Genomic DNA, 24,281 nt, shown 5'->3' on the forward strand with positions numbered 1-24,281 from the left:
TTTACCTCTGGAAAGTGGCCCTTAGAAAATCTTCTTAAAGGATAAAGCGACTTAAATCACCCTTACGAGCCAAAGGTGCTACTTTTTCCTGCACATCCTGCTCAGTAACGTGAATAGTCTCACCCTTTTTCTCAGAAGCCGTGAAAGAAACGTCTTCAAGAAGACGCTCTAACACTGTGGCTAATCGTCTGGCACCAATATTTTCAACGCGTTCATTAATATCAGCAGCAACGTCAGCCAAAGCATCAATAGCTTTGTCACTAAATTCCAGAGTCACACCCTCAGTTTTCATTAAAGCAACATATTGCTTAATGAGAGAATGCTCAGGCTCCATTAAAATACGGCGCAAATCATTACGATTTAGACCAGCCAGCTCAACACGAATAGGCAGTCTACCTTGTAGCTCTGGCAATAAATCAGATGGCTTTGCCAGATGGAATGCCCCCGACGTAATAAAGAGAATATGGTCTGTTTTGACTGGACCATATTTCGTATTGACCGTTGTCCCTTCAATTAGAGGCAGCAGGTCGCGTTGCACACCTTCTCTTGAAACATTACCACTACGCGAGCCTTGTTCTGATGTAGCGCAAACTTTATCGATTTCATCAAGAAAAACGATACCGTTATTTTGCGTAAAAAGAAGAGATTCTTGATCTAATGCATCATCATCTAACAGATTATCTGCCTCTTCACGCAAGATTTGTTCGCGGGCTTTGGCAATGGTCATTTTTCGCTTTGTTTTTGTGCGCCCCATCATATTACGCATCATATCGCTCAGATTAATAACCTGACCGGGCACAATACCTGGAGGTAAGTCACCATTACCCATATTTTGCGAAGCGGCTTTGTCGCTTGAAAGCTCAATTTCGATTTCTTTATCCTCGAAATCGCCTTTATGAAGCATTTGCCTAAAGCGCGTCCGTGTATCAGCCGAAGCTTCTTTGCCAACCAATACATCTAGCAGACGCTCTTCTGTAGCTTCCTGCGCAAGGCCTTCAACATCTTTGCGCTTTTGCTTGCGAAGCATTGAACGTGCCACTTCGACTAAGTCACGCACAATACTGTCAACATCACGCCCGACATAACCTACTTCGGTGAATTTTGTCGCCTCAATTTTAATGAAAGGGGCGTTAGCCAGTTTCGCCAATCGGCGTGCAATTTCGGTTTTACCGCAACCGGTAGGCCCAATCATTAATATATTTTTGGGCACCACTTCTTCGCGCATAGTGCCTTCAAGCTGCGCCCTGCGCCAGCGATTACGTAAGGCAATGGCTACTGCACGCTTAGCATCACTTTGACCAACAATATAACGATCCAGCTCTGCTACAATAGCTCTGGGTGCTAATTCTGAACCGCTCATACATCCGCTCCCTTTTCATTGGTAAGGGTCTCAACACGCACAGAGTGATTGGTATAAACACATATGTCACCCGCGATTTTCATAGCACGCCTTGCTATTTCCTCAGCTTCTAAATTATCCACCGTTAGCAAGGCACGAGCTGCTGAAAGAGCAAAATTTCCGCCTGAACCAATGGCAATAATACCATCTTCTGGTTCTAAAACATCGCCATTACCAGTGAGTGTAAAAGAACGTTCTTTATCTGCAACAGCCATCATTGCCTCTAACCTGCGCAGATAGCGGTCAGTTCGCCAATCCTTCGCAAGTTCAACACAGGCACGTTCTAACTGGCCAGGATAACGCTCTAACTTTGCTTCTAATCTTTCAAGCAAGGTAAAAGCATCTGCCGTTGCACCGGCAAATCCTGCCAAAATGGAATCATCTGGGCCTATACGTCTTACCTTGCGGGCATTGCCTTTAATGACAGTTTGACCAAGTGTCACTTGGCCATCTCCAGCCATTGCCACTTGATTGTTACGACGGACACATAAAATTGTTGTGCCGTGCCACCCAATAGGGTCATGGGAAGAATGGTTCATCATAAATTCCAAAATGGTAATTTGTTCTTTAAACTCAAGCCCTAACAAGGCAATTCTTCAATTCATAAGTTCATGCACTGAACGTAACAGCATCTCTTGAGTAAAAGGTTTTGAAAGAAGGGGGGCCCCTCCCAAATCAAGATTTGCGACATCCCCGCTCATATATAAAAGCTTTATGTTAGGAAGACGTTGCTGCAAAAATCTTGCACAACTCGGCCCATCATGGCTGGGCATACGTACATCTAATATCGCAAGGTCAGGGTGATAGCCACTATCAAGAAGAGCTAAAGCCTCATCCAAATTCCGCGCATTCTTGACTTCCAAGCCATCAATTTCAAGAAAATTAGAAACAACCAGTCTAATCATATCTTCGTCATCAACAACCAAGATACGATGTTTTTGCGCTTTCTGATTGTCTGTTGCTGCGTGAAAGTTTTCTTTCGAGCTTTCTTCTGTAATCTGAGACGTGACTATGGGTAAAAATAACGTCATTACAGTGCCCTGTTGCGGCTTACTAATAACCCGAATATCGCCGTAACAGCGTGTAATGAATCCATAAACACCTGATAAACCCAATCCGGTGCCTTTTCCTACCTCTTTTGTTGTGAAAAAGGGATCAAAAATGCGGTCAATAATCTCGGGAGGCATACCCTCCCCTTCATCGGCCACATCTAAAGCAACAGCATGACAAGGTGCACAGTAAGACGGGGCATTTTTCAAACTATGCTCCACTAATCGTGCTTTGATCTCAACCTTTCCCCCATGTGGCATAGCATCACGCGCATTGACACAAAGATTAAGCAAGGCCATTTCGAGCTGCTGAGGGTCAGTCAGAATAAGGGGAACGCCTTCTGATACGGGGTGAATAACCAACTCGCAGCGTTGCCCTCCCCCTCGCAGACTTTGCCCTAAAATTCCTTCTAAATCAGCTAAAAACCGCCTTATAGGAACTTCTTTTAGTGAATCCTGCTTTGACCGGCCAAATTGCAGTAAACGCCGCGTTAAAGCCGCCCCTCTCTGAACAGCATCTTTAGCCTGCTGCAAAAAACGGAGCGCCTGGAGCTTATCAGGCGCAATATCATCTTCAAGCATTTCCAAAGACCCAGAAATAGCCGCCAGAAGATTGTTAAAATCATGTGCAACTCCTCCTGCCAAGGTGCCAAGAGACTCTAATCTTTCTGCCTGACGCAACTGAGATTCAATTGTCACGCGACGCGTAACGTCACGATCAAGACAGACTTGCCAGGCCTGCTCTTGAGGGACATTTTTTGGCCAGGCTAAAGTAAGCCTATTGAGCTCATGCCACCGTGTTTTTATGGCACCAGAATTTGTTGTGACTTGTTCAGCAACAAGACGTTCTGACTGCCCATTGCGACGGGTTTCTTCCCGCATTTTTAAAATTTCATCACGCAAGGCAGGGGGATAATGGGTTATTTCATCTCCCCAATATTCATCTAACTTATCTTTGACATTACTCCGTATGGAATTCCCCTGTGCATCAGAAAAAATAAGATTAAGGGGAAGAGCTTCCATTAAGCCACGCAATAAAGCTTGCTCTGTACGTAAAGCTCTCTGAGAAAGACAATGCTGAGTGACTTCAGCGACTAAAGTACGAAGTGATTCAGACTCCCAGGGTTTGTGGATATAAGCCTGTACATTGCCCTCATTAAGGGCTGAAACAACAGCCTCAAGGTCTGCATAGCCTGTTAAAAGAATGCTACGTGCATCAGAAATTTCGTCAGCACGAGCTAAAAACCGGTCCCCCATCAAGCCTGGCATTCTTTGATCAGAGATAATCGTTGCTGTTTCTGGGTGCTGCGATAATAGCTCCAGGGCTTCCAAAGGGTCAGTCGTTGTCAGAAGAGTATAATCATCTTCTAAGATATCACTCAAAGCGATGAGAATTTCCTCTTCATCATCCACAAGCAAAATAGTCGGGCGATCATTATCAGTTCTGGAATAAACCATTTCTTGACTAGCAGTCTCTTGAGACATTATTTAACGCGCCCCTTTGCAGCCAAACCTTCTGGCGTTTGGTAAACAGGAATGACGAGCCTAAAACAAGTACCACTAGCAGGCTTATGCTCCCATAATCCAGGACCAATTTCGATCGTGCCACCATGTGCCTCTACTACGCCATGGGCGATAGCCAAACCTAGGCCAGTCCCTTCTCCAACTGGTTTGGTTGTAAAAAACGGATCAAAAACCCTGTGTTGAACATCTTCTTTTAGGCCTGTCCCATCATCACAAACAGTAATGATATAGCTATCATTTTGAAGATGTGTCGCAATTTCTATATGACCCTGAGCAGGCTCAGACGCTTTATAACCCGAAGCAATGGCATCGGCTGCGTTTGAAATAATATTCATGACTGCTTGATTAATAAGAGAGGCCTGGCAAATTAAATGAGATGGCGCCTCTAATTTTTTGGTCACCTGAATATTCTTGCCGAGTTTGTGAGCCAAAAGCGTTAATGTTATCTCCAAAGCTTCAACCACATCTACTTTCTGAAATACAGTTTCGTCTAAACGTGAGAAACGACGCAAACCAACAACAAGATTTTGAATGCGCTGAAGGCCTATTTTCATAGCCTCCAGTCGAGACGATCCTTTTTCAATCTTTTTCCGTGTGTCTTCAGATGTAACTTCGGTTTTCAAGGCTGCCAGGCTAGCAGCAACAGTGCTGGCATGGCTTATGGTAAAAGCAAGGGGGTTATTAATTTCATGGGCAATCCCTGCCACGAGTTCGCCTAAAGAAGCCATCTTGGCTGTATGAACCAACTTTGCCTGTGCCTGGATAAGCTGCGTGTTAGTATGAGCAAGTTCCTGGTTAGCCTGCTCCAAAGCCTCAGCCATCTCAGCTTTGGCACGGGCTGCCTCTAAAGCAATAGCAGCTCTCTGGCGTTCTGACTCTTTTTGCCGAAAGCTCTCTTCAGCCATGCGCCTTTGAGCTAAAGTGCGAATTCTTAGTGCCAGAACATCTAATGAAATGTCACTTGATACAAGATCATCTATGCCTGCTTCTAAATACGCAACAGATGATTGCCCACGAAATCTTTGAGCTTCAACAATCCCCAAAATACGAAAAGGCGTCGCCCCTGCTTCCTTAATGGCTTGACGACGTTTTTCTATAAGTTGGCAGAATTCTAAATCTCCTTCTCCCTTACCAAGGTCAACTAGTACCAAACAGTCAGGTGCTGAACCACTTCCCAACCAGCCTCCCTCAATCAAATCGGTCGATCGTTCAACTGTTGTAACTGTATAGCCATCTCTCCATAAAAGCTCACCTAACCCTGGGCCTTCCTGGTAATCATCATCCAAATCATCTTCTAAGAATTCGGCCTGTGCGTTTTCCCAAAAATTTAAGAGGGATTCATCGGTAGGAGGATTAACAATAACAATACGGGCCCGACGGAGTTTGGCAGAATCTTCTTCCGGGATTCTCTCTGTGCCTGTTTGGAGTAAGGCCCTAATGCGTAAAAATAAAAGATCTGGATGAGCAGAACGCGAAATATAAGCATCTGCGCCACTTTCCAAACCATCCCGCTCTACACCAGAAGAAACATCTTCTGTGAGCATCAAGACAGGGATGGAGCGCAGCCACCCATCAAGACGTAACCGGCGCACGAGCTGTCCTGCACTCATTCCAGCAAGCCAGGTACAAACCACGATTAAATCTGGCAGCCCGTTAACTCTGCTTTGCTCAAGAACGGGTAAAGCATTCTCAGCACACTCTACACAGACAAGATGAAAGCCTTGTGATAAAAGGAGGTGCTTTATTTTTCCCTGCTCCTCCCCGTCTGGTTCAACAAGAAGGATATTAATTTTTTCCAGTTCTGCAGGACGGAAAATTTGCATAATAACCCCTTTATCCGCTAGGCGAAAAACGCGTATAGGCTCATTGGTATTATAGTCACTTATAGGCCCTATAATATAATGAGCCTATATTTGATGAGGTCTATTGGCCCTTCTGAACTCATAAAAGGTTTCAAAGCTTTATGAATGATCACTCTTCACCACTGACATCGCCTGAAACAAGGCGCCTTACACAGCCTTCTTTCTCCTCGAAGGAACGGTCTTCATTATCAAAACAACCTTTTGCAGGCCGTATTCTCCTGACTGGCATTTGGGGAGTTTTTCATTTTTTAGCTTGTTTTTTGCTTCAAGTTTGCGAACTTTTTGCACCTTTAGCCCTCATTCTTGGCTTTGGCTGGACTTTTTTGCCTCACCTCATTGGAGTTGTGAATCAGAATGTTGTCACCACCAGTAGTGACCCTCAAACAAAAGAACTCATTAACCACATTACGCAATCGCTTCCGACTCGCCTGGACATAATGGGGCATACCCTAACCGCTCATGGTTTAATCATTGATGGTTTTTTACTCATGGCTTTGGCTGCCCTTTGTGCCACGATTGCAACATGGCTTGGTCGCCGCCTTTAATTCTAACTAGACGATACAACTTTAAAATTTTGCAATTAAATGGTTAAGAATTTTAATGCTTAAGTTTTTGAATGATTGAGCTACACAATCTAACGCTTCCTATTTCTCGGGATTATCATCCGCAGAATCAGCAAACACTATCTCTCCGTTTGGAAATAGGAAGCCATTACTGGCTCCTGGGGCCCCCTGAAAGTGGAAAAACCAGCTTGCTTGAAATTCTTGCCCTGCAACGTTCTTTTTCAAAAGGCACCTTCAATTTATTTGGAAACGATATTTCTAAAAAGATGCCTTCTAAAACATTATCTTTTCTTCGTTCTCGCATTAGCTATATTGCTGACAATCCTGAATTTATTGAAGAATGGACAATATTTGACAATATCGCTCTACCTTTAAGACTTAACCAGTATGATCGAAAAACAATTATCCATGATACGACTACAATTTTAAGGTGGCTTTCTTTAGATAAAGATGCACAATCTTACCCAAAGACCCTGTCCCATACAGCCTTACTCAAAGCTTCTATAGCCCGCGCTCTGATTAATAGACCCGCCCTTTTACTGATTGATAAACTCGCTCTTACAATTAATCAGTACGTCCAGGATAAACTTATTACGATTCTTAAAGAAATTATCGCTACGGGCAAAACAACTGTCGTTATTGCAACAGAAACATCTGACTTAGTACATTTATTACCCGGCCCCATTATTCATCTGCCAGCACAATTTCCAGATACTGGCTCTCCTTTTAAATCACTCAGAACACCAGTTTCAAGCAAACGTTCCAGATGGTTTTGAAAAAAATAAATGAATTATTTATCACGCTTCCCTCCACTTGTTCCGCGTTTATGCTCTAATTTTCTGCCTTTTTTTGCAGCCTTATCAATTTTGCTTGTAGGAGCAGGGATTGATCTGACAATTGGCTCTAACGCGCTCATTCAAAGTTGGGAATCTCGGTTAGAAGATCACGCTCTTATTGCTTTACCTCCTTCGCAACAAGCTGGCAGTGTCACTCCCCAATCACCAGAAGCACAAAGTTCTGACTTGCTTCAAATATTACACGCAAATAAACAAATAACTGATATCAAATTTGTTTCTAGAGAAGAAATAACGCAAATATTATCTAATTGGGGAAGTTCCTGGCCTGGCCCTTTGCCCATTGTCGTAAGGGTCAATTATGAAGGGGAGCGTCAAACACTTGAGCAAAATATTGTAACCAAAGAACCAAAAGCTATTGTCGTTTTCCCCCCTGCCCCATCTCAATTTTTACATCCTCTTACTGTCCCTCTCCGCCTGGCTAATAAAACCATTACATTTTTTCTGATTTTGACTGGAGAATTTGTATTTTTTTTAGGCGTGATTTTGTCACTTCATAGTGGATGGATAAAACATTATAATAGCTTAAAAATATTGTCTCATTTAGGGTGCTCGCATCAAAACCTCTTTCGCAGTCTTATGCGACAATTTGGCTGGCGGTGTTTATTAGGAGGATATGTGGGTGTGCTAGTACTTATTCCCTTCATAAATGGGATAACATCTATGCTGCGTCCCATCTTGCAGCTACCGCTTGAAAACACAACCTTATATAATCTGTTCTTTCATAATCCCTTTAGTTTTTTCTGGAGTTTTGTAATTATTTTATCACCACTCCTTAATTGTCTGGTAGGATGGGGCCTGACTTACTGTTCACTTAAGCTTACGTCTCATAAATTCTTATGAATAAAGCCCTTTTTTACCAACACAGATTTATTTGGGCATTTTTAGGCTGTATAATATCTTTATTTCTAGCGGGTTTTGTTTTTTTCATTATTTGCGTGACGAGGACTGAGTCATTTCCTCACGATATTAAAGCTGGCGATTATGATATTGTTGTATTTACAGGAGGAGATAACCGAGTCAAAACTGCACTTGATCTGCTTAAACGAAATCCTTCAGCACGTTTACTTATTTCAGGTGTAGAACCTAATAGTAACTTGCATCAGATTTTTCACAGTGCACAGAGCACTACTTTTCCGCCAGAGTTAGTCTCGCATATCACTTTAGGTTACAGAGCACATAGCACTTCTGGCAATGCTCAAGAAACAGCAGAGTGGGTCAAGCTTAAGGATAAGCACAACCTAGTTGTTGTTACGTCAAGCTATCACATGCCTCGTGCTTTATTAGAGTTAAAACGCACAGGGACAAAACTACATTTTATCCCATATTGGGTGCAGTCAAGAAATTTACATACACTGTACTCACCAAAAGTAATTAAAATATTATGCCGAGAATATATAAAATTTTTAGGTGCCATTGTACGTAATATTTTTTATAACCCTAACGTTACACATCGTCTTAGTTCAAGCTAGTTTTAGGGCCCCAAGGAAAGTCTATGAATTTGCTACGCGGTGTTATTTTTAATCTTTATCTTTTTTGCCTGACTCTAACTATGGGTCTGGGTGCCTTACCTATTCGCCTGCTTAATAGAAAAACCATAGCATTGCGTTACGCCAAAGCATGGTCGCGGGCCGTATTGTGGGGGTTAGAGCATTTATGTTCAATTACTATCGAAATAAGAGGTAAAGACCATATTCCTGACGGCCCCGTAATGATTGCCTCACAGCATCAATCTTTTTTTGATGGTTTTATCTGGATGAATAATGTCACACTTCCAGCTTATATCATTAAAAAAGAACTGACTCTTATTCCTTTTGTTGGTCCCATGCTTCTTTTAAGCGGTATGATCCCCGTTGATCGGAAAGGAGGGTCTCAAGCTTTACGAGATATGATGGACAACACTGCCACTGCCCAAAATCAGGGAAGACAGATTATTATTTTTCCCGAGGGCACACGTACCAAACCCGGCGTTAAGGTTCCTATTCAAAATGGTATTGTAGCCCTTGCCCGGCAATCCAAAGGGCCCATCATTCCTGTAGTTACTAATTCTGGTCTTTTTTGGCCAAAATCAATATGGCGCAAATACTCGGGCACTTTAATTATAGCGATTGGACGCCCATTACCTCCGGCAAAAGGGCGTGATCTTATTAAACACCTCGATAATGCCTGGGATGAGTTGTGTAAAATCAACAAAATAACCTATGAATCTGTGGATAACTCTGTGGATCGGAACTAAATATGTCTTTCTGTTAAGTTATTACTCCTTTTAAGACATTTTTTACCTCTCATTTTATTAGGATTTTCTAGAAACTATACTTTAAGCTTTTAATCCCAGAAATTAGCCAAAAATTTACCTAAGATTCTGCACTTCACACTCTTGACAAATATGAGTCCAAACTATTCTTAGGGTGAATCGGGAGAGACTTTCCTTGTATATTACAAATTGGGGATAAAAAGTTATCTCTTATATATTGGCAGTGTAAAAGGGCGTTTTAATCTAACTAGTGTAGCCCTCTGCTATAGTAAAAACTTAGAGCCACGTCGTAGATTACCTCACTAAGCCATGCCTAAAGATTAGATCAATTATTCTGAAATATGTCGTAGCTCTCGGAAGTAAGGGGCAGATTAACGGAATAGTCATATTCAATATTTTACTTATTTGCGTCAATATAGGGGATAGACGTAACAAAGTCTCTTATAAGAATAAAATATAGATATACAAAAAAGTGGCACGTTGTCTTAATGTTTAAAAACTATAATTTTCTATGATATTAATTTCGTGTATTAAGGTTTGAAATATAACACTTAGTCATAAGGGAAATTTATTATGCCATATTATCGTTCTATTTTAAGCATGTCTTTTTTTGCGTTTTCGCTTTTATTATCCCCTGTGGCTCATGCCTCATATGATAGCAGTGGAATTAAAGAGGGTGCCATTGAGGATAATTATCACCAAACGCTGGGCCATATTGAAAATGATGGAACCATTAGCAATAGTTATCACCAAACAGTAGGCCATATTGAAAAAGATGGAACCATTGGCGACAGATACCATCAAACGATAGGCCATGTTGAAGAAGATGGAACTATTGGCGATAGTTATCACCAAACGGTAGGCCATGTTGAAGAAGATGGAGCTATTGAGAATAATTACCACCAAACAATAGGATATCTTGAGCAAGATGGGACTGTTACGGATAATTATCACCAAACGGTAGGCCACGTACCACCAGGCGCCAAAGGTGCAGCTTTCGAGCTCCTTACTCATTTTTTCCAAAAGCATCACGGATAATTTTTTTCTCTGCACAACGCAGTGCAATCATTTACGAGGCTTTTCGTTCTTTCTATCGCCTGCCTGACTGCTAACGTTATGAATGCGCTAGGAGTAGGACGATAAGCGTCTAAGATGCTTGTTGTAATGATAATATCGCATTTAGCAGACATAAAAGCATCTTCATATTCGCTCAGATATCTCCGAAATCAGGATCACTATTTAATGAAGAAAAAAACTATCACACTTTTAGGCTCTATATTAGCTGTTGGCGTGATTCTTCTCGGTGCAGATACTGCTCTTTATTTCTGGACTCAAAGTCGCATTACTGGACATGTCGAACAAATCAAACTTAATGCTCAAAAAACAGGCTCCCAACTTCGTTTAGACATAGCACAAAGAGGAGGATGGCCCATCGGCGCATGGGCAAAATTCTCATCGCCTGCTATGCAATTAAAGACAGATAATGACTTAATTGCCTTTTCAGGCACCAGCATGAAAATTGGAGGATCCTGGGCTTTCTGGAGCAAGAGCCTTTTTAACCCTAATGCTCTTCCTCTGACATTAGAGGGCAAATCAGTTTTACGTCTTACATCAGAAAATGGCGAAAAATTTCTTATTTCTGATAATGCTCATTTTTTTATTCCTAAAGAGATTCCTCTAAGCGGTACATATTCCTCTCCATTCACCTTTGACTCTTTGACAAGCATAGTCACGACATCTACTCACAAAGCGGGAGTCAAATTAGACTCTGTCAAAGGCCAACTCACCCTTAATGCTGCGCCTAATCATCACTTAAGAAATATTGCTTTTGAGAGTCATGCAGATACGGGCCACATTGGCCTCGAAAAATATTTGTCATCAACAGCCATACAAAAATTCCATTTTGCCTTTGGTGTTAATCTTGATCCTGATAATGCCGATTATCCTCATCACGGAAAATTATTAATTCAGGATCTTAGCTATCAATTACCACAATTTGCCTTATCTTCTCCTGAAAAGGGTAAAGTCATTCCTGCTCTTGCCTTGTCAGGCCAGATGACAATGCCTGATGTGAGTGGAAGGGGCACCATAAAAGTCGATGCATGGCGGGACTTGATACGCTCTTTTTATCACCAAAATGGTAGCGCTATTACTGGCAGTGACGTTACAGCTGAATCAGAGATTTTTCTTGACCATCTGCTCCGCATAGGACAAGACGAAAATTCTCTTAAGCAACCTTTGACGATGAGTATTGAATTTAAGGATGGAGACATCGTTTCATTTGATTCAGGCGCTTTGGGTAATTTAATCTCTTCATTAATGGGAGCCTTTGCGGGCCATTAAATCAATGCCAGACCTACTGTGCGAAGTAGATCTTATAGCTGTTCTGGTTACTTTAGGAAGTGACGGCCCTTTTGTGCTAACAAAAGACCGGGTTACACTTCCAAACCAGGCCCTTGACGCAAAGCGGCGCTCTTTACAGCGCGGCTTTCGGCAATGGGCAAATACCCTAACTCATAACTCTTTGCGCTCTGTAGAGCAGCTTTATACGTTTGCTGACCAAAGCGATGCAGGCACTGTAAGACGGCTGATTAGTATCTCTTATCTCGCTATCTCTCAGTCATTACCGCAAGATCATTATGACGTCTGTTCTTTTTATGACTATTTTCCCTGGGAAGATCGTCGCCAAGAGAATAAATCTCTCCAATATTTACAAAAAGAACTTATGATTTGGGCAAAAAATGACCCAGAAAAACAAGCCCGTATCACTCATTATTTCGGTTTGAATAATGCTCAATGGAATGATGAATTTGTACTGTCTCGTTATGAAATTTTATGGGAAGCTGGCCTTGTTGCTGAATCATCTAAGGAAAGGACAGTTCCTTATAGTGGGTTAGAAATGCATCATGATTATAGACGTATTTTAGCGACAGCTTTTTCTCGGTTACGAGCTAAAATACGCTATAGCCCAATTATTTTTGATTTTTTACCCGAAGTTTTTACCCTCAACCAATTACAGCATGCTCAGGAATGCATAACAGGGCGGCTCATTCATAAGTCAAATTTTCGGCGGCTCGTTCTTCATCAAAATTTAGTTGAAAATACCGGAAAGCGCGATCATTCCGCCCCAGGTCGGCCAGCCTCATTATATCGTTTTTGCCAGAAAAATGACGCGGCCTGTTACCTTTCAGGTGCTGTTCTTCCTTTGTCAGAAGAAACACTAAAAATATAACCGTCTAAAAATAAAATTTTCTTGAGTTACTAGTAAAATCTTTTGGCTTCATTAATTATACTCAATATGAGTATAATTAATATTGGGGGCCTTTAACGATGGAATATGACAATTTAGCTTTTGCTCGGTCGCCCACATTCACTCAGGAATTCTTCTCTAAAGCCGGCGCTATATCTCGCGAGACATGGGAAGAACGATATGCTGATGATGCGCGCGCTATTCAAAAGCTTAAAAAAGAGCGTAATGCCGTTATTTTGGCGCATAATTACCAAACACCAGAAATTTTTCTTTCTGTCGCAGATATAAAAGGCGATAGCCTCGCTTTAGCGCGTGAGGCTCAGAACATTAAAGAGCAGGTCGTTGTCATGGCTGGTGTTCATTTCATGGCCGAAACAGTAAAGCTTTTGAACCCGGATAAAACTGTTTTAATCCCCGATTTAAAAGCTGGCTGCTCTTTGGCCGAAGGCATTACGGCTGAAAATGTCAGAAGCTTAAAAGCCAAATATCCCAATGTACCGGTTGTAACATATGTGAACAGCACTGTAGCTGTAAAAGCCGAAACTGATATTTGCTGCACATCAGGCAATGCACGCCGCATTGTAGAAAGTTTAGGTGTGCCAGAAGTTATTATGATTCCAGATGAGAATTTAGCTCGCAATATTGAAAAAGAAACAGGCATAAAAATGCATACATGGCCTGCTTATTGCGAAGTGCATAGAGACTTTACACCACAGGAAATTGAAACATACCGCCAGAATTTTCATCCTGTCACTGTTATAGCCCACCCTGAATGCAGCCCAGAAGTCGTTGCCTCGGCTGATCTGGCAGGCTCTACAGCTGATATGATTCGCTATGTTGATGACCACAAACCTGAAAGGGTTTTACTCATCACTGAGTGTTCAATGACCAGAAATCTTTCTGCTCTTTATCCCAAAACACAATTTATAGGCCCCTGTAATTTCTGTCCTCATATGAAGCGTATCACTCTTAAAAATATAAGGAGTGCTCTGGAAACACTCTCCCCGAAGTCATGATTGACCCTTCCTTGCAAGAACCTGCCAGAAGGGCCGTTGAGCGAATGTTGCTGGTAAAATGACCTCTCTCCCTTTGCTAACGCAATATACAGGCTGGCCAGTCATTATAGGCGGTGGCTTAGCTGCCTATTCAACAGCCTTACATCTGAAATCTCCCTGCCTCATTATTGCCCCTCACATTGGAGGAGAAGGAACATCAAGTGCATTGGCACGAGGTGGAATGAGTGCAGCAATTGGCCCCAATGATAGCCCTGAATGTCACGCACAAGACACAATTAAAGCAGGCGCAGGGTTATGTGATGAAAAAATTGTTCGTCATTTTACAAATGCCGGTCCTAAGGCCGTTGAAACATTACTTAAATGGGGCGTACCTCTTACACGTAAGGAAAATGGCCAGCTAGCACTTCATTTAGAAGCGGCGCATCAACATCCCCGTATTGTTTTTGCTGGAGGTGACCAAACAGGGTCTTTAATCATGAAAAGCCTTGTTAAAATGGCCCAGAAAGAGGAGAGAATTTGCTATTTAACACCTCATCATCTGCTCGATTTTTTTGTCGAAGATAATGAGCTTAAAGGCCTCTGGACAAGCGCTGGCTATATCGCAACCAATAAATGCATTTTAGCGACTGGCAGTATTGGCGGGCTTTATACCCACACCACTATTCCCCTCAATAACAGAGGTTGTGCTTTAGGCCTGGCACTGAAATCTGGAGCAGAGGCTATTGATTTAGAATTTACTCAATTCCATCCCACAGCCTTAAAAACCGACAAAATAAAAGGCCGTCTTCCTCTTATTAGTGAAGCTGTACGCGGGGCTGGGGCTCTTCTTCTCACTAATGAAGGCAAGCGTTTTATAGATGAGCTGGCCCCGCGTGATATTGTAGGGCGGGCCATTTCATTTCAGATCTCTCAAGGAAAAGGGGTTTTTCTACACACTCAACATCTTGATAAAGGACGCTTTAGCACAATTTTCCCTGGAATCACGGCCTCATGCCTTGCTGTGGGACTTAATCCAGATGATGAGCCCATCCCTGTTCAACCGGCTATGCATTATCACATGGGTGGTTTGAAAGTAGATAAACACGGCAGAACGACTATTTCTGGGTTATGGGCCAATGGAGAGGTCGCTTGTACTGGGTTTCATGGGGCTAACAGGCTTGCAAGCAATTCTCTTCTTGAAGCTTTGATTTTAGGGAAATGGATTGCCCAGGATATTGATTATTGTTCTGACCATCACACTATAAATCAAACTAGATACCCCCCTCTCAAAAATCAGACAGCTTTTCTTTCATCTGATTGGGCCTTTCATTCTCTAATGGAAAGCCACCTTGGCATTATACGCTATGAAGAAGGGTTAAAAGAATTTCTCTCTCAAATCTTGCCTGAAAGTAAAAAAAATTCTTGCGCATTAACAGCCTCTTTTATCGCCTGGGCCGCTTTGAACCGCACCGAATCACGAGGGAGTCACTGGCGAAATGACTACCCTCAGACAAATCTTTCAGCCCGGCGACTTAATTATTCAATCACTGACTTAAAATCTCTCATGGAATGACATCATTATGACAAACGCGCTTTATTTACCCGATTTATTATGGGAACCAATTATCAAAACAGCTCTTTATGAAGATTTGGGCACAGGAGGAGATGTTACAACACAGGCACTTCTTTCTGAACCAACCAGACGAATTAAAGCCTGTTTCAAAGCCCGCCAAAAAGGCATCATCGCCGGTCTGCCCGGTGCTCGCCTTACCTTCCAGCTTCTCAATAAAGACTGCGAATTTCATTATGTGAAACAAGATGGCGATATCATCATGCCAGGTGATATCATTGCGCGTATAGAAGGCCCGCCAGAAGCCATTTTAGGGGGCGAGCGCGTTGCCCTTAATCTTTTATCACATCTCAGTGGCATTGCGAGCATAACTGCAATAATTCAGAGAGAAGTACAAAGCTGTAATGTCGGTATTTGTTGCACCCGCAAAACATTACCAGGCTTGAGGGCTTTGCAAAAATATGCTGTCCGTGCTGGCGGGGTCGTAATCACCGTCACCGATTAGATGATGCCATTATGTTAAAAGATAATCACATCGCTTTATTAGGCGGCGATATAGCCACAGCCCTGAAGCTTGCGCGCCAAAGAGCTGGGCATTTAATGAAAATAGAACTTGAAGTTGATAATCTTGAGCAGCTTGAAACGGCTCTTCTGCATGGAGGGGCCGATGCCTACTTACTGGATAATATGTCAGCCTCCATGCTTCGTCGAGCTGTAAAAATGGTTAATAATCGTGCTATTACCGAAGCTTCAGGTGGCATTACGCCACATAATGCCCGTGAGATCGCTGAAACTGGGGTCGATATCTTGTCTCTGGGTTGGCTTACCCATAGCGTTAATGCATTGGATATTGGCTTGGATTTCCTTCCTTTATCCTAAAATACATCTTTAAGTTTTCTTATATGAGCAAATTCTTCAATAGTTTTTGCTCTTAAAAAAGGGTTATAAGCACGCTCTTCACCTAGCGTTACCGGAAGAGTGGGCTTATTTTTTGCTCTTAACTCTTCTACCTTTGATTTTCTCTGTAAAAATGCTTCAGATTTTATACCCAAAGAGTCGATAAAATTCATATTGCTTTGGGTATATTCGTGCCCTGCGCAAAGAAGTGTCTGATCAGGCAAATGATCAAAAACGCGCAGGCTGTGAAAAAGTTCTGCCGCCGTTCCTTCAAATAAGCGCCCACAGCCCCCACTAAATAAAACATCTCCACTCATCAGGGCCGGTATAGCTTCATTATAAAAAGTAATATGTCCCTTAGCATGACCCGGAGAGGAATAAACCTGAAGCTTTATGTCGTTAAAATTTAGAGTCTCTCCGCCCTTAAGCAGATGATCAGCTAAATGGCTAATATTTGTCGGTCCATAAATAGGGGCTTTATAACGCTCTCTCAAACGGGCGGCACCTGCCAAATGATCTGCATGATGATGCGTAATACAAATGGCCGTAAGAGGCTTATCTTGCAAAAATGCTTCGATAGGTGCCGCCTCGCCCGGATCGAAAATTATAGCAGCTTCAGAAGAGTAAAGATGCCAAGCATAATTGTCATTTAGGACGGGAATTGGCTTAATCTGTATGGACATTTGCAATAATCCTTCCAAAAGGTTATTTCCTTTCTCATAATACACGTCCCTATGGTCTCTTAATCAAGCTGTCATGAGGGGAAGCAAAGAGTAACAATATGTCCCTAATTCAATCTTTCAAACTTGTTCTTTCTCCCCCACACCGGGCTGCCTATCCTTTTATAGCTGCTGGTCTAGCGGGTAGTTTCATCGGTAAGATTACGCCTTGGCGTTTTACCCGTGTTTTAGGAAAAGCAAGTTTTGCTTTTGCAGGGTTTTGCCTCTATTTCTTCCGTGACCCCAAACGCTTTTCTCCGCAGGACAGTAACCTTGTTCTGGCTGGAGCTGATGGCCGTATCACTTCTATTGCCCAGGTTCCTCCTCCTGCTGCACTAGAAATGGGAAGCGACCCTGTTTGGCGCGTTTCTACTTTTTTATCCGTATTAGACGTTCATATTAATCGTATGCCCGTCAGTGGTGAAATTACAAAAATCGCCTATCATCATGGCAAGTTCCTAAATGCGAGTCTCGACAAGGCGTCAGTTGATAATGAACGCAATGAGCTTTGCGTAAAGTTAAAAGACGGACGAGAAATTGCTGTTGTGCAAATTGCAGGATTAATTGCACGCCGCATTTTATGTGAAGTATCCGTAGGTGATAAATTAGAAGCAGGCGAAACCTTTGGACTTATCCGCTTTGGTTCACGCACTGATATTTATCTTCCCCCAGGTGTGACACCTTGTGTTTCAGAAGGTCAAACCATGATTGGAGGGGAAACAGTTATAGCTAAACTATAACATCCATCACCATGACTGAAACGCTCCCCCCTCGCCCCTCACATGATACACAACCTCCCAAGACAACACGGCGTCATAGAAGGCGTGTAAGAGTACGAGGGCTCTCATTTAACAGGTTGGTTCCCAATCTGCTAACCATGTTGGGCCTCTGTGCAGGACTTAACGGAATAAAATTCGCTTTATTAGGCAATTTTAAACACGCTGTTATTGCTCTTCTTATTGCTGCCTGTATTGATGGCCTGGATGGCCGCATTGCCCGCCTTTTAAAAGGTACATCACGCTTTGGAGCAGAATTTGACAGCCTGTCTGATTTTGTCTGTTTTGGAGTGGCTCCGCCTATCGTCTTAATGATGTGGGGCTTGCCCCCAACCATGCGTTTTGCCTTTATCCCGTGCCTTATGTTTACTGTGTGTATGGCTTTACGCCTGGCCCGGTTTAATGCAGCACTTGATGACGATAACAAACCAGAATATGCCGCTAGCTTCTTTTCCGGTGTACCAGCCCCGGCAGGTGGTGGCTTAGTGTTATTTCCAGTGTTTCTGGGTTTAGAAGCCCATCATAATGGTTGGAAAACTATTGAGGCATTTTCTCACTCTCCCTACCTCATAGCCACCTGCTTAATTTTAATAGCACTCTTGCTGATCTCAACACTGCCAGTCTGGACCTTCAAGAACTTTAAAGTTCCTTCTTATATTGTGTTACCCCTACTTTTAGGAACGGGTCTTTATGCTGCGATTTTAGTCTCCGAACCCTGGGGGGCTTTGGCAGGAGCGGGTCTTCTTTACCTCATTTTACTTCCCTTTTCGCGCCGCTCTTATTGGCGCCTCAGAAAAGAGGCAGAAGCTGTTCACGAGGCAGAAAAAGAAGAAGACACTTTATCGGCCAGTACTAATAAAGCTTGACGTAATTCTTCTGGAGATGGGGGGCAACCAGCAATTGGGTGGTAGAAACGGCTTATTTTCTCCACCCCTCCCAAAGATGTATAAGGGGCTGTAAATGGCCCCCCATTTAACGCACAAGCCCCAATGGCCACTAATATTTTATGATCAGCCATGGCCTGCCAGGCTTCCAGCAAGGCTCCTGCGTTACTACGTGTTACAGCGCCTGTTACTAAAAGCCAATCGGCCTCACCCGGATTTGATACCATTTCAAAGCCGCTCGCTTTAAGAGAATAAGCCCCTCCTGCAAGGCTGGCTATTTCCATCGCACATCCTTCACAGCTTCCCGTTTCTAACGAAAAAAGCCTGATAGGCCTTGGAGCACGAACACGTTTTTTAAGGGCTGGCCTGTTCTGTCTTGTTTCCCAAAAGGCAAAAAGCCATGTCACAGGGGCAGAATGCTTTGACATGAGGACTAGTTCCTATAAAGCGATTGCAGCAGGGGAAAAGCCCAATGATGTTAAAGCAAAAGGAAGCTGGTCAGGCCTTAAACCGTGGAACATCTCATTAAAAGCAGTCATCACAGCTAAAGCCGGATCGCGTATCTGAAGTGTTTTTATTCGGTCATTTTCCATAACAAGCCAATACCAGATATCACCCCTTGCGCCCTCCACCACACCAATACCTTCCTGAGTAACGGCAAAAGGTTCAGTGGCATCTTCTACACCGAAATTGGCAATAATTTCACTGATTAAGGCGAGGGAATCCCTTATTTCTGTCAGTCTTTGCAGGTTACGTCCATGTGCATCACCCCCCTGCCCTCCTGAAGAGCGCAAAGCCTCAAGACGCATACCGACATCCCCGCGGCGCATATCAATATAACGGCCACTTGCCCTGCCTATAACGCCCCCAATAGCATAACGCCACGCTGTATCATTGGATAAAATCACCTGGTTCTTAAAACGTGATGCGTAAAGCTGATACAGATCTCTCAACATATCCAAACGTGAAGCAAGACTATCTCTAATAGATTGGGCTAAAGGCACTATTTCAATAGTATTATGATCACCTTCTTTTAACTCAATCATATCTGTTAAGCGGCGCGTCATACCATGAGCACTACATAAAGACGCAATGATCTCACGTGTCTGATCGCAGTAAGTTGCGAAAAGCGATGCTTTTGCAAAGCGCGCCGTTTGTGCCAAATCGAAGAGATGAAGGCTAACACGCTCTATTTCTAACAGGATAAGACGTGTATCGCGTTCATAAGGAGGAGGATATATACCCTGTGCCTGCTCATAAGCCCGGATAAAAGCCAAGGGATGAGCAACAAAGCCACCAGCACTTATTCTTGATATGAGCGGTAAAGCCTCTTTTGGCGTTAATCCTTGCAATTGGGATATAATCCCACGGTGAGCAGACGCAATATCGACCGTTAAGCTTTCAATATATCCGTGCTTAAGTTCATAATTTAACCCAACAAGGCCTGGTAAAGTCGTGCAATGTGGCGAAATATGCAGGCACTGAGGATAAGAAAGACCACCTCCCTGCACGTCTAATCTTTCTTTAGATAAGGGCCATGTTTGCGTCCAGCTACCGTCATCTAAAATAGGCGCATCATCAGAAGCATATAAAGCCTCTACGCCCCATAAATCACGCGCTATTCTTTCGCCCCATGATGCAACAGGATAATGACTGGAAGGAGCGTAATAACGCCGCAAACTGATAGGAGTACTGACCAGTACAGGGCTTTCACCTTCTAAAAGTAAAATTGTTGCTTTCTCTTCATCAGCCCAGCAAGCCAATAAAGGAAGAGGACGCCCCGCTAGACTCAAAAATTTTGTCCAATCCTCACTTTCCAATAGATAATGCGAAAGACCAATACGTTGCCCTTTACGCAAAAATTGGCTCATACCGCTCATGGATGCCACCCTACTGAGAAAGAGTAAGGCATAAGGCAGGCTCCCATAATTGTTGTAAAGCCAATGAGAAAGAGCATAATTTTTGTGAAATAATCCAGTGAAAGACAGCTTACAAAATGATGTTGAACCCCTTTTATAAAATCAATATTACGGCAGCTTAATAGCACTGACAAAAGCATCACCCCTAAATAAAATGGTGATAAATCACGCCCTATTATCATTAGGGCCACAAAAAAAATCGGAATCACGCACCATTCAGGCAAGTCAAAAGAATTTATTTTCAAACTTTGGTAATGCCACTTTATGCCCATCCCTAATAAAGCCGCTATCATAAGCAAAAGAAAAGCAAGCGGGGACTGAATCGCTGCTGCAAAACTGGCCAGAGACGTTACAAAAAGCAAAAAAGCATCTTCTCGCCTTCTAAAAAGAGCACTGATAACTGAACCTATTGCCCCGGCAAGAAGCATCATATCTCGGGCAAAAGGATAATAACCAAGGCGCAACATCAAGGTTAAGGCTGCAAAACGCAAAGCAATATCTAACAGAACAAAAGAAGCTGTCTGATTAGAAGAGCTTCCCAACCCGGCCATCATCCCCAAACCAATGATCAGAAAAACCAGCCCTAATATTTCTCCTGTTACCTCGGCATGAGCATTAGGCACCTCATGCAATAAAGCCGCTCCCAAAATTCCCAGTATAACGCCACATAATCTAAGTCGAACCATAGACCAGGCCGCTAGGGCACGGCGCGTTGATTGGCCATCCCACCAGGCTAAAATAACGCATCCTGCACCAATAAAAACACATATTGCCAATGCAGAAGACAGACATAGCGCCATTAAGACACAGCCAATAATGAGAAAAGGCAAGCGCTCCCCTTTTGGGGTTGAAATAGCAGCACCTGATAATTCAGTCTGAGGAAGCCAAAATAATAAAAGCGGCAAGCAACTTGCCACGCCAATTGACATTATTGCCAAAAGATCGAGACGCGAAGGGAAAAGTACTAACGCCCCAATAGTAAAAATAGCGCCTACAGCAGCCAAATTTTTAACATGACCCGTTCTGCGCGATACCCATAAGAGCCATGCCACTAAAAAAGGCCAACATAAAACGGCAAAAAGCCCCACAGAAGGCAGCAAAACAGCAGAAAGAGAAGACATTTAGCGTTCCTCTACTTTGCGCCAGGCCAAACGGGGTAATAACACTCCTCCCAAAAGCGCCATAACACCCCACAAAGCAAGAGCTGTGAAAAACAACGTCCAGGAAGAAAAAACACAGGCGACTACGAATAAACCATCTGCAGCCATTAAAAGCCCACAAAATTGCACAAGGGCGCCCCCACTCGCCACAATACATAAGCTCGCCACTGTCAAACCGAGGGCCAGGATCATAACAAGCCCCAGATTAGACCCCGCCAACGCCAATATAAGCAGCAATATAATGGTTAATGCCACAGGCAGGACAGAAGCCAAAATATGAGACTCTTTACGTTCTTCTTCTGTAAATTGCCGTAAAAATAACCATGCAAAAAAATTTAAGCTTAAGAGTAAAAGGAAGGAGACCAAGGTGACGGGGCCATTTCCAATTACTGAAACAGTAAACGCACAGGCAAGGCCATAAAAGGCAAGCCATTTTGCGTCACGTCCTAATGATAAAAAGATAAAAACAAAACAGAGCGCAAATCCAATACTCATGCTGTAAACCGCCCAGCCAGAGCAAATAACAGACCAAGACCTAAAAGGAGCGATATGTAGCGTATATTTTTTTCAGTCTGAGCCAGGCTACAGAATGTGCAAATCAAAATGATACAAAAAGTACGCAATAAAAAAGTTAATAGGGCACTTATACCCACTTTGCCACATAGTTCGGGAAACATGAGATCACTCAAAAAAATGACCCATATAGCCTGGAACAAGACTAAAAATTCACGTTTACGCTTATTTTCTACTCGGTTATTTTGATGGAACTCCTTTAAATTATAAGGTCTTTTTATAATATCTTCCTGAAAAGGAGCAGGAGCCGTCAAAAGCAAGGCCAGAGCTGAGCAGGTCAGCACACCATTCAGAGAAGCATCAAACTCTAAGGCATCGTTATTATGAAATAAGGCTCCGTTATGGAGCTGTGGCACTAAAAGCATTAATAAAAGTTCCGTCCATAACAGAACTATAAAACTGCCGCTTAATAGCAACAAAGACTGTGCTGGCAAAAAATAAAATCTTACCAAAACCAGACCTGTTCCTATGAGGAGCGGGTCAGACCAAAAAGCTAAAAACGGCGTATGAAATAAAGGCTTACTTAATGAAAAACTTGGAAGAGCCAGCAAAGTCAGGGTAACAAAAACGCAGCAAATGCCTTCTTTAAAAGTAAGACCCGTTTTGAAAATGTACTTTCCTGCCTGAAAGGCTCTCTTATAATAAAATCTGAGCGAAAAGCCTCTCTGACCTGACAAAGAAACTGGTAAGGTTTCTAAGGTCCAGCTCAAAAAAGGTAAAAGCGTAATTAATAAAAATAGAGTTAAACCATTAAATATAATCACACTGAAATAAGACTGTGCATCTATCATGACGCAAAGCCAACCATTGCCAACATACTCCCAAGGAAAAAGAGCCAGATTGGCAGAGTAAAGCTAGAAATTTTCTTTTCTTCTAATTTTGCCATTAAAAAACGTGGCTGACATTGTTTTAAGAATAAAACAAATAATCTCTGCCAAGGACGTTTTACAAAAAACTTCATATTAAAATGGGGCATTAAAAAAATGCTCAATTCGGCCCTAAACATCTCAGATACACTTAATGAAATAGGCGGTTTTTTTATTTTAAAACGAGGCGAAACGCAGCAAAACCATATGGTCATTATAAACATCCATAAGGCTGGAAATGCTAAATATTGCTGATTTTGAACCGCGAAAAACCACGTCCTTATATGACTTAATGACAGTGACATATGACTATCATATTGTGGCCCAAGCACTATAGCCATGATTGTTACAACGCAAAGGAAAAGCGCCGCTTTTCCTATAAAAGCCCATTCTAAGCATAGTTTGGGTAAAGTAAGAGCGGTCAGACATGATTCAGCCAGTGAACATAGGCCCAAAATTAATGCAAGGCCAAGCGATAAAACGATCCCTTCTCCTGTCTCATTAGACATGGCTAAAGTTGCATTAATCCCAAACCATAAAGCCACAAAGCCTGGTAAAGGCGGCACAATAAGCCTAAGACTACGCCACTTTCCTCCCCAGCGTGTACATATTTGACAGGTTACATCTATCAAAAGAGCATAAATAGCAGCTTGGGCTGCTATATAAGAATGGGCACTAATCGCTTCATGCAAAATGCCGGTAAGCAATATTGAACGTATAATAGAAACACTATTAAGCAAAAAAACTATATTATTTTCTAATCTATTATAAATAGTCCATAATATTATTATAATAGATAATATTATAACCGATATTAACCAATATTGTACTTCATTTGCACCAATTTTTAAAGCTAAACCAACCAGCAAGATATAAGATAAATCATAATGAGCTTGATTTTCTTTTCTATAATGATCAGGCCAAAATAAAACAGGCAGAACTAAACATACACTCCAAAAAGCTGGATATAATCCCAATAGCAAAAGCGCCATTATCATATAAGATATTGGGCATGAATTTTCTCTTTGGAGTGCATGGCAAAATAAAGCACACCCCACACATAAGGCTTGCAGTTCAGCATTAAGTGTTAACAAACTTAAAGAGGCTGGGACAAAAGCCATAACCCTATAAAATTCCGGACAGTCAAAAAATCTTTTCTTTTCTGAA

Annotated in this window: 22 protein-coding genes and 2 pseudogenes; 13 read left to right on the plus strand and 11 right to left on the minus strand. The window is 42.5% G+C overall.

Annotated elements, in window-relative coordinates:
* Window positions 1-34: 34 nt before the first annotated feature.
* Genes hslU through GT348_RS05765 form a run of 4 tightly spaced genes read right to left on the minus strand, consistent with a single transcriptional unit; the run spans window position 35 to window position 5,795 of the window.
* A complete protein-coding gene (gene hslU / locus GT348_RS05750; protein ID WP_160618891.1) occupies window positions 35-1,360 on the minus strand; it encodes an ATP-dependent protease ATPase subunit HslU in 1,326 nt (441 codons plus the stop codon).
* Window positions 1,357-1,941 (minus strand): ATP-dependent protease subunit HslV, encoded by a 585-nt coding sequence (gene hslV, locus GT348_RS05755; RefSeq protein WP_160619462.1) that lies wholly within the window; start codon window positions 1,939-1,941, stop codon window positions 1,357-1,359. Before hslV ends, hslU begins: the two co-directional genes overlap by 4 nt.
* A gap of 54 nt (window positions 1,942-1,995) precedes the next feature.
* Entirely contained in the window at window positions 1,996-3,933 is a 1,938-nt protein-coding gene (locus GT348_RS05760) for a response regulator (RefSeq protein ID WP_236646432.1), read from the minus strand.
* Window positions 3,933-5,795 (minus strand): ATP-binding protein, encoded by a 1,863-nt coding sequence (locus tag GT348_RS05765; protein WP_160618892.1) that lies wholly within the window; start codon window positions 5,793-5,795, stop codon window positions 3,933-3,935. Before GT348_RS05765 ends, GT348_RS05760 begins: the two co-directional genes overlap by 1 nt.
* A gap of 140 nt (window positions 5,796-5,935) precedes the next feature.
* On the opposite strand from GT348_RS05765, the gene GT348_RS05770 reads away from it, so the two are divergent.
* The 11 genes and pseudogenes from GT348_RS05770 (at window position 5,936) to nadC (ending at window position 16,199) form a co-directional block, all read left to right on the plus strand.
* Window positions 5,936-6,379, plus strand: a complete 444-nt coding sequence (locus GT348_RS05770; RefSeq protein WP_160618893.1) for a hypothetical protein — start codon at window positions 5,936-5,938, stop codon at window positions 6,377-6,379.
* A gap of 71 nt (window positions 6,380-6,450) precedes the next feature.
* Window positions 6,451-7,173: an ATP-binding cassette domain-containing protein gene (locus GT348_RS05775; RefSeq protein WP_160618894.1), complete on the plus strand. Its 723-nt coding sequence runs from the start codon at window positions 6,451-6,453 to the stop codon at window positions 7,171-7,173.
* 9 nt (window positions 7,174-7,182) lie between these two features.
* The gene (locus GT348_RS05780) at window positions 7,183-8,094 is read left to right on the plus strand and encodes a cell division FtsX domain-containing protein (protein WP_160618895.1); all 912 of its coding nucleotides are present in this window, start codon (window positions 7,183-7,185) and stop codon (window positions 8,092-8,094) included.
* Window positions 8,091-8,723, plus strand: coding sequence for a YdcF family protein (locus GT348_RS05785; protein WP_160618896.1), 633 nt, complete (start codon window positions 8,091-8,093; stop codon window positions 8,721-8,723). The genes GT348_RS05780 and GT348_RS05785 overlap by 4 nt, the downstream gene beginning before the upstream one ends.
* 23 nt (window positions 8,724-8,746) lie before the next feature.
* Window positions 8,747-9,487 (plus strand): lysophospholipid acyltransferase family protein, encoded by a 741-nt coding sequence (locus GT348_RS05790; protein ID WP_160618897.1) that lies wholly within the window; start codon window positions 8,747-8,749, stop codon window positions 9,485-9,487.
* A 591-nt stretch (window positions 9,488-10,078) separates the two neighbouring features.
* Entirely contained in the window at window positions 10,079-10,543 is a 465-nt protein-coding gene (locus GT348_RS05795) for a 5-fold beta-flower protein (RefSeq protein ID WP_160618898.1), read from the plus strand.
* Between the two features lie 204 nt (window positions 10,544-10,747).
* Entirely contained in the window at window positions 10,748-11,848 is a 1,101-nt protein-coding gene (locus tag GT348_RS05800; RefSeq protein WP_160618899.1) for a hypothetical protein, read from the plus strand.
* Between the two features lie 4 nt (window positions 11,849-11,852).
* On the plus strand, window positions 11,853-12,737 hold the full coding sequence (locus tag GT348_RS05805) for an NUDIX hydrolase (protein ID WP_236646433.1): 885 nt from the start codon (window positions 11,853-11,855) through the stop codon (window positions 12,735-12,737).
* Window positions 12,738-12,907: 170 nt separating this feature from the next.
* Window positions 12,908-13,833: pseudogene (nadA, locus tag GT348_RS05810) on the plus strand (quinolinate synthase NadA).
* Window positions 13,830-15,323, plus strand: a complete 1,494-nt coding sequence (locus GT348_RS05815; protein ID WP_160618900.1) for an FAD-binding protein — start codon at window positions 13,830-13,832, stop codon at window positions 15,321-15,323. Before nadA ends, GT348_RS05815 begins: the two are co-directional and overlap by 4 nt.
* 7 nt (window positions 15,324-15,330) lie before the next feature.
* Window positions 15,331-16,199, plus strand: a pseudogene (nadC, locus tag GT348_RS05820) (carboxylating nicotinate-nucleotide diphosphorylase).
* On the opposite strand, the gene gloB reads toward nadC, so the two are convergent.
* Window positions 16,196-16,900 carry a hydroxyacylglutathione hydrolase gene (gene gloB / locus GT348_RS05825; RefSeq protein WP_160618901.1) on the minus strand — a complete coding sequence of 235 codons (705 nt, stop codon included), beginning with the start codon at window positions 16,898-16,900 and terminating at the stop codon, window positions 16,196-16,198. The pseudogene nadC and the gene gloB sit on opposite strands and share 4 nt — an antisense overlap.
* A gap of 98 nt (window positions 16,901-16,998) precedes the next feature.
* On the opposite strand from gloB, the gene GT348_RS05830 reads away from it, so the two are divergent.
* Together GT348_RS05830 and GT348_RS05835 are read left to right on the plus strand one after the other, a co-directional pair.
* Window positions 16,999-17,676: a phosphatidylserine decarboxylase gene (locus GT348_RS05830; protein WP_160618902.1), complete on the plus strand. Its 678-nt coding sequence runs from the start codon at window positions 16,999-17,001 to the stop codon at window positions 17,674-17,676.
* Between the two features lie 5 nt (window positions 17,677-17,681).
* Window positions 17,682-18,578, plus strand: coding sequence for a CDP-alcohol phosphatidyltransferase family protein (locus tag GT348_RS05835; protein WP_408865159.1), 897 nt, complete (start codon window positions 17,682-17,684; stop codon window positions 18,576-18,578).
* On the opposite strand, the gene GT348_RS05840 is transcribed toward GT348_RS05835, so the two are convergent.
* From GT348_RS05840 to GT348_RS05865, 6 genes are read right to left on the minus strand one after another with little or no spacing between them, the layout of a single operon-like run.
* Window positions 18,524-19,024 carry an NADH-quinone oxidoreductase subunit B family protein gene (locus tag GT348_RS05840; RefSeq protein WP_160618904.1) on the minus strand — a complete coding sequence of 167 codons (501 nt, stop codon included), beginning with the start codon at window positions 19,022-19,024 and terminating at the stop codon, window positions 18,524-18,526. The two genes, GT348_RS05835 and GT348_RS05840, sit on opposite strands and share 55 nt — an antisense overlap.
* Window positions 19,025-19,036: 12 nt before the next feature.
* Window positions 19,037-20,476, minus strand: a complete 1,440-nt coding sequence (locus GT348_RS05845; protein ID WP_236646434.1) for an NADH-quinone oxidoreductase subunit D-related protein — start codon at window positions 20,474-20,476, stop codon at window positions 19,037-19,039.
* Window positions 20,473-21,636 (minus strand): hypothetical protein, encoded by a 1,164-nt coding sequence (locus GT348_RS05850; protein ID WP_160618906.1) that lies wholly within the window; start codon window positions 21,634-21,636, stop codon window positions 20,473-20,475. The genes GT348_RS05845 and GT348_RS05850 overlap by 4 nt, the downstream gene beginning before the upstream one ends.
* Window positions 21,637-22,170: a hypothetical protein gene (locus GT348_RS05855; protein ID WP_160618907.1), complete on the minus strand. Its 534-nt coding sequence runs from the start codon at window positions 22,168-22,170 to the stop codon at window positions 21,637-21,639.
* Window positions 22,167-23,039: a hypothetical protein gene (locus GT348_RS05860; protein WP_160618908.1), complete on the minus strand. Its 873-nt coding sequence runs from the start codon at window positions 23,037-23,039 to the stop codon at window positions 22,167-22,169. Before GT348_RS05860 ends, GT348_RS05855 begins: the two co-directional genes overlap by 4 nt.
* Window positions 23,036-24,235, minus strand: a complete 1,200-nt coding sequence (locus GT348_RS05865) for a hypothetical protein (protein ID WP_160618909.1) — start codon at window positions 24,233-24,235, stop codon at window positions 23,036-23,038. Before GT348_RS05865 ends, GT348_RS05860 begins: the two co-directional genes overlap by 4 nt.
* Window positions 24,236-24,281 lie beyond the last annotated feature (46 nt).

Source organism: Aristophania vespae (assembly GCF_009906835.1).
GTDB lineage: Bacteria > Pseudomonadota > Alphaproteobacteria > Acetobacterales > Acetobacteraceae > Aristophania > Aristophania vespae.